At 70.5% G+C, this 14,816-nt stretch carries 14 protein-coding genes; all 14 read left to right on the top strand.

Translation table 11 applies throughout. The annotated features are described in order from the left end of the window. The gene (dacB, locus tag ABEA24_RS02510) at positions 1–1,380 is read left to right on the top strand and encodes a D-alanyl-D-alanine carboxypeptidase/D-alanyl-D-alanine endopeptidase (protein ID WP_345428914.1); all 1,380 of its coding nucleotides are present in this window, start codon (positions 1–3) and stop codon (positions 1,378–1,380) included. Positions 1,381–1,624: 244 nt separating this feature from the next. Beyond that, positions 1,625–2,755 (top strand): zinc-dependent metalloprotease, encoded by a 1,131-nt coding sequence (locus ABEA24_RS02515; protein ID WP_425551128.1) that lies wholly within the window; start codon positions 1,625–1,627, stop codon positions 2,753–2,755. A 439-nt stretch (positions 2,756–3,194) separates the two neighbouring features. Next, a complete protein-coding gene (gene tilS, locus ABEA24_RS02520; RefSeq protein ID WP_345428915.1) occupies positions 3,195–4,376 on the top strand; it encodes a tRNA lysidine(34) synthetase TilS in 1,182 nt (393 codons plus the stop codon). Between the two features lie 37 nt (positions 4,377–4,413). Beyond that, positions 4,414–4,986 carry a hypoxanthine phosphoribosyltransferase gene (gene hpt, locus ABEA24_RS02525; protein ID WP_345428917.1) on the top strand — a complete coding sequence of 191 codons (573 nt, stop codon included), beginning with the start codon at positions 4,414–4,416 and terminating at the stop codon, positions 4,984–4,986. Between the two features lie 192 nt (positions 4,987–5,178). Next, complete coding sequence (gene ftsH / locus ABEA24_RS02530; RefSeq protein WP_345428920.1) at positions 5,179–7,191, top strand: ATP-dependent zinc metalloprotease FtsH; 2,013 nt, start codon at positions 5,179–5,181, stop codon at positions 7,189–7,191. Beyond that, positions 7,188–7,784 carry a GTP cyclohydrolase I FolE gene (gene folE / locus ABEA24_RS02535; RefSeq protein WP_345428922.1) on the top strand — a complete coding sequence of 199 codons (597 nt, stop codon included), beginning with the start codon at positions 7,188–7,190 and terminating at the stop codon, positions 7,782–7,784. The genes ftsH and folE overlap by 4 nt, the downstream gene beginning before the upstream one ends. A gap of 146 nt (positions 7,785–7,930) precedes the next feature. Continuing rightward, on the top strand, positions 7,931–9,691 hold the full coding sequence (locus tag ABEA24_RS02540; protein ID WP_345428924.1) for a GNAT family N-acetyltransferase: 1,761 nt from the start codon (positions 7,931–7,933) through the stop codon (positions 9,689–9,691). 42 nt (positions 9,692–9,733) lie between these two features. After that, a complete protein-coding gene (gene folP / locus ABEA24_RS02545; protein ID WP_486303918.1) occupies positions 9,734–10,585 on the top strand; it encodes a dihydropteroate synthase in 852 nt (283 codons plus the stop codon). Continuing rightward, positions 10,582–11,016, top strand: a complete 435-nt coding sequence (locus ABEA24_RS02550; RefSeq protein ID WP_425551129.1) for a nuclear transport factor 2 family protein — start codon at positions 10,582–10,584, stop codon at positions 11,014–11,016. Before folP ends, ABEA24_RS02550 begins: the two co-directional genes overlap by 4 nt. 16 nt (positions 11,017–11,032) lie before the next feature. Continuing rightward, complete coding sequence (folB, locus tag ABEA24_RS02555; protein ID WP_345428929.1) at positions 11,033–11,398, top strand: dihydroneopterin aldolase; 366 nt, start codon at positions 11,033–11,035, stop codon at positions 11,396–11,398. Then, positions 11,395–11,916: a 2-amino-4-hydroxy-6-hydroxymethyldihydropteridine diphosphokinase gene (gene folK / locus ABEA24_RS02560; RefSeq protein ID WP_345428931.1), complete on the top strand. Its 522-nt coding sequence runs from the start codon at positions 11,395–11,397 to the stop codon at positions 11,914–11,916. The genes folB and folK overlap by 4 nt, the downstream gene beginning before the upstream one ends. Then, positions 11,913–12,386 (top strand): DUF3180 domain-containing protein, encoded by a 474-nt coding sequence (locus tag ABEA24_RS02565; protein ID WP_345428933.1) that lies wholly within the window; start codon positions 11,913–11,915, stop codon positions 12,384–12,386. The genes folK and ABEA24_RS02565 overlap by 4 nt, the downstream gene beginning before the upstream one ends. A gap of 59 nt (positions 12,387–12,445) precedes the next feature. Next, positions 12,446–12,787, top strand: a complete 342-nt coding sequence (locus ABEA24_RS02570) for an MmcQ/YjbR family DNA-binding protein (protein WP_345428935.1) — start codon at positions 12,446–12,448, stop codon at positions 12,785–12,787. A 378-nt stretch (positions 12,788–13,165) separates the two neighbouring features. Next, positions 13,166–14,779, top strand: coding sequence for an IS200/IS605 family accessory protein TnpB-related protein (locus ABEA24_RS02575; RefSeq protein WP_345428937.1), 1,614 nt, complete (start codon positions 13,166–13,168; stop codon positions 14,777–14,779). Positions 14,780–14,816: the final 37 nt, after the last annotated feature.

Raw genomic sequence — 14,816 nt, forward strand, 5'->3', positions numbered from 1 at the left:
GTGCCGAGGCCTGAGCGCGTCGTGGCCATGCTCACACTGGCGCTCCTGAACGTTTTCCTCGTCGCCGCCGCGCTCGCAGTGGTCAAGCTCACACCAGACCGTTCCCTGGCGGTACGCCCCCCAACCGTGGCAGACCGGGCGATCGTGACCGGGGCGGCGCCCGCGCTGGCCCCCACGGCCGCGACCGCGCCGCTGCCGGCGGCGGGCAGCCTCACCTCGCGGCTGGATGGTCTGATGCGCGCGGCCGGGATGGGCTCGGACCTGACGGGCACCGTGATCGACGTGTCCACCGGCCGCGCCCTGTACACCAGCAACTCCGACAAGCCCGCCGTTCCCGCCTCGACCACCAAGCTGACCACCTCCACGGCGGTCCTCGCGGCGGTCGGGCCCGACCACCGGATCACCACCAAGGTGGTGAAGGGCGGCGGCGGCGTCATCCTCGTCGGCGGCGGCGACCCCACCCTGACCCGTACGGCGGCCAAGAACGCCTACCCCCGGCCGGCCTCGCTCGCCGACCTGGCCAAGCAGACCGCCGCCGCGCTGAAGGCGGCCGGCACCCGGCGCGTCCGGGTGGACTACGACCTGTCGCTCTACGAGGGGGCGCAGATGGGCCCCGGCTGGAAGTCCAACTACGTCTCCGAGGGCGACGTCTCCCCCGTGTACGCGCTCGAGGTCGACGAGGGCCGGGTCGCCCCCGCCTCGCACCAGCGCGTCGCGAACCCGCCCCGCATCGCCGTCGACGCGTTCGTGAAGCTGCTGAAGAAGCAGGGAGTCTCCGCGACGGTCGGCGGATCCACCACCGCCCCCCAGGGCGCCCAGCAGCTCGGCGCCGTGCAGTCCCCACCGATCTCGGCTCTGGTGGAGGAGCTGCTGACCCGCAGCGACAACGACATCGCCGAGGCGATGGCCCGGCAGGTGGCCCTCGCCCGCCACCGGCCGGCGTCGTTCTCCGGGGGAGCGGCGGCCGTACGCGAGACGCTGACCCGGCTCGGCGTCGGCACCGGCGTGGCCACCGTCGACGGCAGCGGTCTGTCCCCCAACAACCGGATCACCCCGAACGGCCTGGCCAGGATCCTCGTGGCCGCCGCCTCGCCCTCCCACCCGGAGCTGGCCTCGGTGATGTCCGGGATGCCGATCGGCGGTTTCTCCGGCACCCTCGCGAACCGCTACCGCACCGGCCCGTCCGCCACCGGAATGGGCCTCGTCCGCGGCAAGACCGGCACGCTCAACGGCGTCAACACCCTCGCCGGAGTGGTCTACGACGCCGACGGGCGGCTCCTGGCGTTCGCCTTCATGGCCAACAACGTCAAGGACGTGACCGCCGCGCTGGCCTCGCTCGACCGCCTCGCGGGCAGCCTCGCGACCTGCGGCTGCCACTGACCCCCGCGACCATTCCGGGGGACCGGCCGATCTTCGCGAGCGATCGTTTCGGGAATCGGCCGTCGCCGACCTCCGCGATCGTTCCGGGAGGCGACCGGCCGACCGCCGCGGGAGCCGGCCGCGGCCGACCTCCGCGGGCCTTCCGGGAGTCGTAGGCGCCCGTTCACGCGTTGGGCGGGTATGGGCATGCCCCGGATAAGAGCGGGGCACGTACGGTAGAGGTGCCCGGCCGGAGAGGTTTGTGATGCCAGCATCCATGATCGACTGGAACGTCGCCGTACAGACGGGGACCCGCCTCGTCCGCTCGGGACCCCAAGTGAGCCCCACCGAAGCCCGCCAGGTCGTCGTCGAGCTCAGAGACCTGTCGCGGATCGCGCAGGACCATGTCCGTGAGTTCACCGGGATGGACGGCGGGCTCGACCCGTCCCCGGCCAAGGTCGTCGACCGGCCCGGGTGGATCAAGGCGAACGTCGACGGTTTCCGTGTCGTCCTCGAACCCCTGATGGAACAGCTCCAGGAGCGCCGGGGCGCAGGGATGCTCGGCGGCCTCGGAGGGCTGGGCGGAGCCGCCGGCGGCGCGGTCGTCCAGGCCGTGGGCTCGCGGGTGACCGGCGCCCAGGTGGGGGCGATCCTCGCGTACATGGCCAGCCGGGTGCTCGGCCAGTACGAGCTGTTCCTTCCGCCGGACCCGACCGGCCGCGCGCCGACGGGGCGGCTGACGCTCGTCGCGCCCAACATCGTCAGCGCCGAGCAGGAGCTCGACGTCGACACCCATGACTTCCGGCTGTGGGTGTGCCTGCACGAGGAGACGCACCGGGCGCAGTTCGCCTCGGTGTCATGGCTGCGCGCGTACGTCCAGGACCAGATGACGGCGTTCCTGCTGGCCGCCGACCTCGACCCGGGGGCGCTGCTCGATCGGCTGCGCGACGTGGGCGAGGCGGTCGCGGACGCGGTACGCGGCGGCGAGGGCAACCTCATCGACGCCATTCAGACACCGGAGCAGCGGGAGATCCTCGACCGCCTGACCGCCGTGATGACCCTCGCCGAGGGGCACGGCGACTACGTGATGGACGCCGTCGGCCCCGAGGTGGTGCCGAGCGTCGCGGAGATCCGCGCCAGGTTCCAGCACCGCCGCGAGGGCGGGTCCCAGGTCGACCGGGCCATCCGCCGGCTGCTCGGCCTGGACCTGAAGATGAAGCAGTACGCCGAGGGCTCCCGGTTCGTCAGGCAGGTCATCGACCAGGTCGGCATGGACGGGTTCAACCGCGTCTGGACCTCGCCGAACACCCTGCCGACCCACGCGGAGATCCAGGACCCCGCGCTGTGGGTAGGCCGGGTCATCGGCAAACCGGAGCTGCCACCCGCCGACGAGTAACCGCCGGACGGGCACTCGGGCCGTCCGGCGCGGAGCTGTTCTCGCGAACCGCTTCGGCGACGCTTGGCGGCCGGGTACTCGGGCTGTCCGGTGTGGCGCTGTGCGCGCGTACCGCTTCGGGACACCCGGCGGGCGGGAACTCGGGCTGCCCGGTGTGGCGCTGTGCGCGCATGCGGCCTCGGGACGCCCGGTCGGCGGGTACTCGGGCCGTCCAGTGTGGCGCTGCGCTCGGGTACGGCCTCGGGAGGCCGGGCGGAGGCGGCCCGCGTTCTGCGCCGTCCACTGAGCCGAGAATTTTCTACGGAGGCGGGACGCCGGAGAAAGAGAGGGGCCGGTCCGTGACGCGCGTCGGCGTGGAGACGGCCGTCGCCGGGCTCCGGTAGGGCCGTATTCGGCGGGGGTCGCCCATCCGCCGGCCGCCGCGCTGGAGAATGGGGGCGTGGGACCTGATCCGGCGGTCGCGGCGGTACGCCTGGCGGTTCGCGGCACGCTCCGCGAGATCGAGCCGGGCGATCTGGTGCTCGTCGCGTGCAGTGGCGGCGCCGACTCGCTCGCGCTGGCCGGAGCGCTGGCCTTCGAGGCGGCCAGATCCGGCCATCGAGCCGGCGGGATCACCGTCGACCACGGCCTGCAGGAGGGCTCGGCCGAGCGTGCCGCCGACGTCGTACGGACGATGGCGGGGCTTGGCCTCGACCCGGTCGAGGCCGTCCGCGTCGTCGTCGGGGAGTCCGGCGGCCCTGAGGCGGCCGCCCGCGAGGCGCGGTACGCCGCGCTCGCCGACGCAGCCGTGCGCCACCGCGCCACCGCCGTGCTGCTCGGGCACACGCTGGACGACCAGGCCGAGACCGTGCTGCTCGGCCTGGCGCGCGGCTCGGGCGCGCGCTCCCTCGCCGGGATGGCGAAGGCGGCGGGCCGCTACCGGCGTCCGCTGCTCGACCTCGACCGCGACCTGGTCCGCCGGGCCTGTCTGGCGATGGGCCTGACGCCGTGGGACGACCCGCACAACGGCGACCCGGCCTTCGCCCGAGCGCGGATCCGCCGGGACCTGCTGCCGGAGCTGGAGAAGCAGCTCGGGCCGGGGGTGGCGGCCGCGCTGGCCCGTACGGCGCGGATGCTGCGTGACGACGCCGACGCCCTCGACGCCTGGGCCGAGCGTGCACTCCGGGAGACCGCCGTACCGGCCGACCAGCCCGTCTCCGCAACGGACTCGTCCGCGACGGACCGGCCTTCGGCGGGGTCACCTGGTACGGGCTCGCCGCCTGGGGAGTCGTCGGCGACGGGCCCGCTGGCCGGGGGCGGCCGGAGCTCGCCGCGTCCCGACGCGTCGGCCGGGCCACCCGGGGACGGGCCGAGTGCGTTGCGGGTCGATGTGCTGGCCGGGTTGCCGCGTGCGGTGCGGTCCCGTGTTCTGCGGCGTGCGGCGATCGCCGCGGGCAGCCCGCCGGGCACCCTGGCGGCCGTTCACGTCGACGCGGTGGACGCCCTCGTCACGGCGTGGCGGGGGCAGTCTCACGTGGACCTACCCGGCCACGTCCGGGCGTGGCGCAGGTATGAAAAGCTGCTCTTCGGGCCGTCCGAAACAAGCCAGGCGACCCGGACTGTTCGGGCGGGCAGGGAGTGACGCGGCCGGTGGCCGCATGATCGCGAAAGGCTCTGCGGTGGACGAAACGGACATGCGAGCAGATCTGGAGAAGGTGCTCATTCCAGAGGAGGAGCTCCAGCGGAAGATCCGGGAGCTCGCCGCCCAGATCGACGCCGACTACGCGGGCCGGGAGATCCTGCTCGTCGGAGTACTGAAGGGCGCGGTCATGGTCATGGCGGACCTGGCCCGCGCGCTGCACGCGCCGATCTCCATGGACTGGATGGCCGTCTCCTCGTACGGCTCCGGCACGCAGTCCTCCGGCGTGGTGCGCATCCTCAAGGACCTGGACGCGGACATCATGGACCGGCACGTCCTGATCGTCGAGGACATCATCGACTCCGGGCTCACCCTCCACTGGCTGATGAGCAACCTCGAGTCGCGCGGCCCGGCCTCCCTGGCGGTGTGCGCGCTGCTGCGCAAGCCGGACGCTGCCAAGATCGAGGTCGACGTGAAGTACGTCGGATTCGACATCCCCAACGAGTTCGTGATCGGTTACGGCCTCGATTACGCCGAGAGGTATCGCAACCTTCCCTTCGTGGGCACACTTGCGCCACACGTCTACGGTGGAAGTGGGGAACAAGAGGGTTAGCTTAGTACGTTGCACGTTGCGAAGTAGGGCACCGGTCGTCGTGCTGCGGTCTTCCGTGAGACCGGTGTACCTTCGGTATCCCGGCTGCAAGGCGGGGAGCCACACTCGGGAAGGCCGCCTCGACGCCTTACGCGGCGAGGTCTTGAAGACGCTGGTCAGGAGGGACGGGCCCCATCGCGGGGCACCGCATAAATGGATCTGAAGCGCTACTTTCGCGGGCCGTTGCTATGGATTCTGGCCTTCGGGGCGCTGGTGCTCCTCGTCATGTACGGGATCAATCCCGGTGGCTCATACGAGAAGGCCGACACCTCGAGGGTCGTACAGGCCATCCAGAACAACGAGGTGACCTCCGCCCAGATCATCGACAAGGATCAGCGGATCGAGGTCAAGCTCAAGAACGGCAAGCAGCTGCAGGCCTCGTGGGTCAGCGGCCAGGGCAACGACCTGGCCAAGCTGCTGCAGGGCAAGGCCGATGCCGGCCAGCTGAAGAGCTACAACACCTCGGTGCCGAAGCAGAACGTCTTTTTGAGCCTGCTGTTCAGCTTCCTGCCGATCGTGGTCGTCGTGCTGATCTTCTTGTTCATCATGAACCAGATGCAGGGCGGCGGCTCGCGGGTGATGAACTTCGGCAAGTCGCGGGCCAAGCTGGTCACCAAGGACACCCCCAAGACGACCTTCGCGGACGTCGCCGGAGCGGACGAGGCGATCGAGGAGCTGCAGGAGATCAAGGAGTTCCTGCAGAACCCGGCCAAGTTCCAGGCGATCGGGGCGAAGATTCCCAAGGGCGTGCTGCTATACGGCTCGCCCGGTACCGGTAAGACGCTGCTGGCCCGCGCGGTCGCGGGCGAGGCGGGCGTGCCGTTCTACTCGATCTCCGGTTCGGACTTCGTCGAGATGTTCGTCGGTGTCGGCGCCTCGCGAGTCCGTGACCTGTTCGAGCAGGCCAAGGCGAACGCCCCGTCGATCATCTTCGTCGACGAGATCGACGCGGTCGGCCGGCACCGTGGCGCGGGCCTCGGCGGCGGCCACGACGAGCGCGAGCAGACGCTGAACCAGCTGCTCGTCGAGATGGACGGCTTCGACGTCAAGGGCGGCGTCATCCTGATCGCCGCGACGAACCGGCCGGACATCCTCGACCCGGCGCTGCTGCGTCCGGGCCGCTTCGACCGCCAGATCGTCATCGACCGGCCTGATCTTGAGGGCCGGAAGGGCATCCTGCGGGTGCACGGCCGTGGCAAGCCGTTCGCGCCGGACGTCGAGCTGGACACGATCGCGCGCCGGACGCCGGGCTTCACCGGTGCCGACCTCGCCAACGTGATCAACGAGGCGGCGCTGCTGACGGCGCGGCAGGACCGCAAGCAGATCGACATGAACACCCTTGAGGAGTCGATCGACCGGGTCATGGCGGGGCCGGAGCGCAAGAGCCGGGTCATGTCCGACACCGAGAAGAAGACGATCGCCTACCACGAGGGCGGTCACGCGCTCGTGGCGCACGCGCTGCCGAACGCCGACCCCGTGCACAAGATCACGATCTTGTCGCGTGGCCAGGCGCTGGGCTACACGATGACGCTGCCGATGGAGGACAAGTTCCTCGCCAGCCGTTCGGAGATGCTCGACCAGCTCGCCATGCTGCTCGGCGGCCGTACGGCGGAGGAGCTGGTGTTCCACGAGCCGACGACCGGCGCGGCCAACGACATCGAGAAGGCGACCTCGATCGCCCGCAAGATGGTCACCGAGTACGGCATGTCCGAGCGCCTCGGCGCCCGGAAGTTCGGCGACAACAACGCCGAGCCGTTCCTGGGCCGGGAGATGTCGCACAGCCGTGACTACTCCGAGGAGATCGCCTCGGCGATCGACGACGAGGTCCGCCGCCTGATCGAGTCGGCGCACGACATCGCGTGGGAGGTTCTCGTCGAGTACCGCGACGTGCTCGACAACCTGGTGCTCGAGCTCATGGACAAGGAGACCCTCTCCAAGAACCAGGTGCTGGAGATCTTCGCGCCGATTCAGAAGCGGCCGGCGAACCCGTCGTACAGCGGCTACGGCAAGCGGCTCCCGTCGGACCGCCCGCCGGTGCTGACGCCGAAGGAGCTCGCGCTGCTCGGTCCGAAGGACGTCCAGGACCTCACCCGGGGCAACGGCAGCGGCGCGTCCCGCCCGGCGCTCGGCGAGCCGCAGGACAGCGATTCCGAAGGCAAGGCGTGAGCGAGGAGTTCGTACCTCACGGACCGCCGATCGACCACGCGCGGGTCGAGAAGGCGGTCCGTGAGATCCTGATCGCGGTCGGGGAGGACCCCGACCGCGACGGGTTGCTCGACACCCCGGCGCGGGTCGCCCGCGCGTACGCCGAGCAGTTCGCCGGGCTGCGGCAGCGGCCCGAGGACGTCCTCACCACGGTGTTCGACGCGGACCACGACGAGATGGTGCTCGTCAAGGACATCGAGGTGTACAGCACCTGCGAGCACCACCTCGTGCCGTTCCACGGCGTCGCGCACGTCGGCTACACGCCGAACGAACGCGGGCAGATCACCGGGCTGTCCAAGCTCGCCCGGCTCGTCGACGTGTACGCCCGGCGCCCCCAGGTGCAGGAGCGCATGACGTCGCAGATCGCCGACGCGCTCATGGAGGTCCTGAAGCCGCGCGGCGTGATCGTCGTCATCGAGGCCGAGCACCTGTGCATGACCATGCGCGGGGTCCGCAAGCCGGGCGCGAAGACGGTGACCTCGGCGGTGCGCGGCGACTTCCGCGACTCGCCCAGCACCCGCGCCGAGGCGATGAGCCTCATCCTGGGCCGCTGACATCTGTCCGCGCAGTGACGGCTTACTGACCCATCAGGTCGCCCGCGAACTCTTGGCGCTGACCGATCGTCAAAGGTCTCTAGGAGCCGATGTCGGTGTTGCCGGCACGCCGGGGAGACCCGGTTGACGACGCTGTGGGGTCGTTGATGGAGGAGACGAAGCGCGACGCATCGCGCCGTGCCGAGCCGGACGAACGCGCCGGGACGCCGGACGGTCGTAGCCGGCGGCGCTGGGTTCCGGCCACCGCCGGATGGATGTCGTTGCTGATCGGCCTGCACGACGTCATCGGCGCTCTGCTGCCCGAGTGGCACCGCCGGATGGTGCGGCTCGACGAGTACGTCCCAGGCTCCCTGAACAACGCGGCCCGTACGGCCACGCTGGTCGCCGGGCTGCTCCTGCTCCTGCTGTCCCACGGCCTGCGCCGCCGGAAGCGCCGGGCGTGGCGGGCGGTCGCCGCCCTGCTCGCCTTCACGATCGTCTCCCACGTCGTCAAGGACTTCGCGCTGTCGGCCATCGTCGCCGCCGCGATGTTCGGGGCGCTGATCTACTTCCGCGACGAGTTCTACGCCACCGGCGATCCGCGGACCCGGTGGCGGGCCCTGTGGGTCGGGTCGTTCCTCGCCGCGGCCAGCGTCGGGCTCGGCCTGCTGTTCATCGCGCTGAACCACCACGGGCTCGTCCGCGACTACTCCTTCGCCGAGCGCCTGCGGCATGTGGTCGGCGGCCTGTTCGGCGCGTCCGGGCCGGTGACGTTCGTCTCCGACGGCAGGAACGACCTGTTCAGCCTGATGCTGGGCAGCCTCGGCCTGTTCACCGCCGGGACGACGGGCTACCTGTTCCTGCGGCCGGCCGAGCCCGCGCCGTCGCTGTCCGGCGGGGACGACGAGCGGATCCGGGACCTGCTCGTACGCCAGGGCGCCCGTGACTCGCTCGGCTACTTCTCCCTCCGGCGGGACAAGAGCGTCATCTGGTCCCCGACCGGGAAGGCGTGCGTCACCTACCGCGTGGTGTCCGGCGTGATGCTGGCCGGGGGCGACCCGATCGGCGACCCGGAGGCGTGGCCCGGCGCCATCGAGGCGTTCCTGGAGGAGGCGGCCCGGCACGCGTGGGTGCCCGCGGTGATGGGCTGCAGCGAGCTGGGCGCGGAGATCTGGTGCCGCGACACGGGCCTGTCGGCGCTCGAACTCGGCGACGAGGCGATCGTCGACGTCGCGGACTTCTCCCTCGAGGGCCGGACGATGCGCAACGTCCGTCAGATGGTCAACCGGGTGGCCCGCCAGGGGTACACCGCCGAGGTCCGCCGCGAGAAGGACTACGCGCCTGACGAGCTCAGGGCGCTGTGGGACCAGGCCGACGCGTGGCGTGGCACCGACACCGAGCGCGGGTTCTCGATGGCGCTGGGCCGCGTGGGCGAGCCCGGCGACGAGGAGTGCGTGATCGCCACCGCCACCAAGGACGGCGAACTGCACGCGATCCTGCACTTCGTCCCCTGGGGCACCGACGGGCTGTCCCTCGACCTGATGCGCCGGGACCGCGCCGCCCAGCCCGGTCTCAACGACTACCTCATCGTCGAGGCGATCAAGGCGGCGCCCGACCTGGGCGTCAAGCGGATCTCGCTGAACTTCGCGGTCTTCCGCGCGGCGCTGGCCCGCGGCGAGCGGATCGGCGCCGGTCCCGTTCTCAAGGCCTGGCGCGGCCTGCTGATCTTCCTGTCGCGCTGGTTCCAGATCGAGTCGCTGTACAAGTTCAACGCGAAGTTCCAGCCGGTCTGGCAGCCGAGGTTCTTCGTCTACTCGAGCCTGGGCGACGCACCTCGTATCGCCCTGGCCGCCCTGGAGGCGGAGGCGTTCATCGTCTGGCCGCGCGTGCGCATCCCCGGCCTCAAGCGTCCCTCGAAGCGCACCTGACCCGGCAGTCCGCGCCGCGCGGCGAGCCCATAGGCTGAGTCCATGACCATGAGCGTCGCCGGCCTGCCCGACCCCGGGCGCTGCCTCGTCATGGGCGTCATCAATGTCACGCCCGACTCTTTTTCCGACGGTGGCGCCTGGTTCGACCACGACGCCGCGATCCGGCGGGGCCTCGACCTCGTCGCCGAGGGCGCCGACGTCGTCGACGTCGGGGGCGAGTCGACCCGGCCCGGCGCGCAGCGGGTCTCGCTGCGCGAGGAGCTACGCCGCGTGATCCCGGTGATCGAGACCCTCTCCGCCGAGGGCGTGCCGGTCAGCGTCGACACGATGCGGGCGGAGGTCGCCGAGGCCGCCATCGCCGCCGGGGCCCGGCTGGTCAACGACGTGAGCGGCGGGCTCGCCGACCCCGCCATGCCCCGGGTGGTGGCCAAGGCCGCCGTCCCGTACGTGGTGATGCACTGGCGCGGGCACAGCCACGACATGGACAAGCGCGCGGTGTACGCCGACGTGGTGCGGGAGGTGCGCGACGAGCTGCGGGCCCGCATCGAAGCGGTCATCGACGAGGGCGTCGACCCGTCGCTGCTGATCGTCGATCCCGGCCTCGGCTTCGCCAAGCGGCCCGAGGACAACCACAACTGGACCCTCCTGGCCCACCTCGACGCCCTGCTGGCCCTGGGCCACCCCGTTCTCGTGGCCGCGTCCCGCAAACGGTTCCTCGGCCGGCTGCTCGCCGCCCCCGACGGCACGCCACGCCCGTTCGCCGAGTCCGACGACGCGACCGTGGCGATCACCGCGCTGGCCGCCCGCGCGGGGGCCTGGTGCGTACGCGTGCACGACGTCCGCCCCAACGCCGACGCCGTACGCGTCGCGGCGGCATGGGGAGCCGCCCGGTGACCGAGCTGGACGTACGGGATGTGGAGGTGGCGCACGCCGAGTTCTACGCCGCCTTCGAATCGGCCGACCTCGATCGGATGGGGGCGGTCTGGGCCGACGGCACGTACGCCGACGAGGTGGTGTGCGTGCATCCGGGCTGGCCGCTGATCCGCGGCCGCGGTGCCGTCCTCCGCTCCTGGGCGCTGATCATGGCCAACACCCCGTACATCCAGTTCGTGCTCACCGACACCCAGATCAGGATCTCCGGTGACCAGGCCGTCGTCAGCTGCGCGGAGAACATCATCACCGCCGCGGAGGAGACCGAGATCGGGCTCACGTCCGGGGGAAGCGTCGTGACCACCAACGTGTTCGTACGTACGGAGACCGGCTGGCGGCTGTGGCTCCACCATGGCTCACCCGTGCTGGGCAGGGAAGAAGAAGTGGCCGAGTGAGAAGGCGAGCGCGGCAGTGAGAACAGACCGGATCGTGCTGCGGGGGTTGCGGGCATGGGGTCGGCACGGCGTGCTGCCCGCCGAGCGGGAGCTCGGCCAGGAGTTCGTCATCGACGTCAGTCTGGGTCTTGACATCCGCCCCGCCGCCGCCGGAGATGATCTATTGCGTACCGTCGACTACGGCGCGCTGGCCGACCGGCTGGTGTCCGTGGTCGAAGGCGAACCCGTCAACCTGATCGAGACACTGGCCGAGCGCCTGGCGGCCCGCTGCCTCGACGTGGCACAGGTGGAGAGTGTGGAGATCACCGTGCACAAGCCGAACGCCCCCGTGCCGCACCCGTTCACCGACGTGGCCGTGACGATCCACCGGAGCCGCTCATGACGACTTCCGAGCAGAAGAGCCGGACCGTGCTGTCGCTGGGCAGCAACCTCGGCGACCGTCTCGACAACCTGCAGGAGGGGATCGACGCGCTGTTCGACGCGCCCGGCCTCGACTTCGTGGCGATCTCCCCGGTCTACGAGACCAAGCCGGTCGGGGGTCCCGAGCAGGACGACTTCCTCAACGTGGTGATCGTGGCCGACAGCAGTGTCGCGCCGCAGTCGCTCCTCGAACGCGTGCTGAACATCGAGGAGTCGATGGACCGTATCCGCGAGGTCCGCTGGGGGCCGCGGACGCTCGACATCGACATCGTCACCGTGAATGACGTGACGTCGGACGCGCCGGAGCTGACCCTGCCGCACCCGCGCGCCCACGAGCGGGCGTTCGTGCTGGTGCCCTGGTGCGACATCGATCCGGACGCCTCGCTGCCGGGGCGCGGCCGGATCGCGGATCTCCTGCCCTCGGTCGCGGGTCAGGAGCTCCGGCGCCGCGACGACCTCTCTCTACAGCCGCCCGCGTGAAGCCGACACGGATCGCGGTCCTGGCCGCCGTACTGATCGGCGTCGCCGTCGTGGTGTGGGCGGTGGTGCGCTTCTGGTACACCTCACTGCCGCTGCTGCCCTGGACGATGGTGCCGTCGCTGCTGCTGCTCGCCCTGGGCGAGCTGTACACCGCCTTCTTCACCCGCGCCCGGATCCAGCACAAACCCGGCACGAAGCCGATCGAGCCGCTGGTCGCCGCGCGGCTGGCCGCCCTCGCGAAGGCGAGCTCCCACGCGGCGGCCGTGCTGGCCGGCGGCTTCGCCGGCATGGCCGTCTTCCTGGCCTCGTCGCTGGACAAGCCGTCGCCCCGGCGTGACTTCTTCGTCAGCGGCGGCACGGCCCTGGCCGGTCTCGCGCTCATCGGCGCGGCGCTGTTCCTGGAGTACGCCTGCCGGGTCCCGAAGGGCCCGGAGGACGAGGACGACCACCGGCACGCCTCCCGCGCCTGAATGTCGGTGCCGGCTGCGATTCTGGGGAGGCGCAGCGGCCACCGAGACAGGAGGAGCGGATGTCGTCCGCAGAGGAGTTCCGCGGGTTCGCACTCGTGCTGCCCGAGGCCGAGGAGCGGGAGACCTGGGGCCGGGCGACCTTCCGGGTCCGCGACAAGATCTTCGCGATGCTGTCGGAGGACGGCGCGTCGGCGAGCGTGAAGGCCACGAAGGACGAGCAGACGGCGCTGCTCGCCGAGGACCCGGAGATCTTCTCCTTCCCTGCGTACGTCGGGCGGCACGGCTGGATCGGCGTCGACGTGGCGCGGATCGACGGTGAGCACCTCCGCGAGCTCCTCACCGACGCGTGGCGGCTGACCGCTCCGAAACGGCTCGTGCGGAGTCACGAGGTGGGTCGTTAGGCCGAGGTCCGCCAGGCGCGCTGCCGGTCGGTGATCTCCCGGAAGAGCCGCTTGGCGAACCGGCCGGGATGCTGGCCGATTTCCGTGCCGACCGCGAAAGGCGGTGAACTGCTAGGAATTTGAGTGTGCGGAAATATGCATGATGTGTCTGTGAGTGACGCTATGGTTGCGGTGTGAATTTGACGGGGTGGGCGCGGGGACAGGGGATCAGTCCCCACACCGCTTATCCTTGGTTTCGTCAGGGCGCTATGTCGGTCCCGGCTCAGCGCGTCGGGCCGTGCACGATCCTGGTGACCATCGACGTCAATGCCGTTCCGGACACGGTGGTCGGTCTCGGGTTGTATGCCGGTGTTTCATCCGCGTTGGAGGCGGTCCGGCATGGCTGACCTGCGTTCCATCGATGCACCGTTCGTTGCGTTGGGGCCGTCCGGGGTCGCGATCCGTGACCGGCTCAAAGGCCTCACGCTGCAGGATGAGAAAGTGCTGCGGCTCGTAGGTGATCACCTGGGCCCACTGGCCTCCTCAGATCTGAAGGTGCGGTGCGCGGCGGGGCTGGATCATGACACCGGCCAGTGGGCGGAGCGGAAACGGGCGTTAACCGGGAAGTCGTCCTCGCGGTGGGCCGGTTCGATCACCAAGGCCACACATGACCAGTGGGCGCTGGCCCGGCGCAACCAACTGGCTCACATTCGCAGCCTCGAGGCCGGGATCGCCACGATCACGCATCGGCTGTCCTTGCCGGTCGGTGAGAAGGGCTCGAAGAGGGTCCTGGGTGGTTACCGCAGCGCGCAGGAGTGGTTCGCTAAGACCCGGCGCCTGCACCTGCTCCGAGATCGGCTCGAACAAGAGCGGGCCGATTACCGGGCCGGGCGGGTTCGTATCGTCCGCAGCGGTAAAAGGCTGCTGCGCACGCGGCACAACCTGGATGCCGCTCAGCTCACCGCAGCCGAATGGCGTGAGCGGTGGCAGGCCGAGCGCCGGTTCCTGGTCGCTGATGGCGAGTCGGGCAAACGGTATGGAAACGAGACGATCCGCGTCGCCCCGGACGGTCAGGTCAGTATCAAGCTTCCGGTGCCGTTGGCGCATCTGGCCAACACTTCACACGGCCGGTACGTCCTGACCTCGAAGGTGTCGTTCCCGCACCGGGGCGAGCAATGGCGCGACCGCATCGAAGCGAACCGGGCCGTGGCCTACCGCATCCATGAGGACGTCCAGCGCGGACGGTGGTACCTGACCGCCTCCTGGACGATCTCTCCGGTCAAGACTGTTCCGCTGGACGCTGTCCGGGCGGGTGGTCTGATCGGTGTGGACACCAACGCCGACCACCTGGCCGCCTGGAAACTCGACACTCACGGCAACCCCATTGGCGAACCCCGCCGCTTCGACTACGACCTAACCGGCACCACCACCCACCGCGACGCCCAGGTCCGCCATGCCCTGATCCGCCTGCTGCACTGGGCCAAACGACATGACCTCGCCATGGCGATCGAAGACCTCGACTTCCAGACCGAGAAGACTCGCGAAAAACACGGGCGACGCAAGGCGTTCCGCAGGTTGATCTCCGGAATGCCCGTGGCCAGGCTACGCGCCAGGCTGGCGGCGATGGCGGCTGAACTCGGCATCACCGTCGTCGCCGTCGACCCTGGCTACACCTCCAAATGGGGTGCCCAGCACTGGCAGCGCCCTCTGACCACACCGCGACGCCCAGTCACCCGCCACCAGGCGGCGGCGGTGGCGATCGGACGACGCGCCCTGGGACACCCGATCCGGCGACGGACGGCACCGCCCCCTGCTCACCAGAGCGATGAGCAGGGGCATCGGACCGTCCAGGCCGGACCGGGTGCCCCAGGGCGTGAGGAACCCCGCCCCCGCATCCCCGGACCACGACCAGGAGCCGTGCCGCCCGGACGCGGAGCGAAAGCGGGGAACCAGGACGCCCAAAACCGTTCGGGGCGTCCGGCTGAGCACATCCACCTCATGCTCAGCTTGTAGGAACGGTTCCTGGACGCCCGGCTGTGCTCGAGAAATA

The organism is Actinoallomurus vinaceus (assembly GCF_039542055.1).
Lineage (GTDB): Bacteria > Actinomycetota > Actinomycetes > Streptosporangiales > Streptosporangiaceae > Actinoallomurus > Actinoallomurus vinaceus.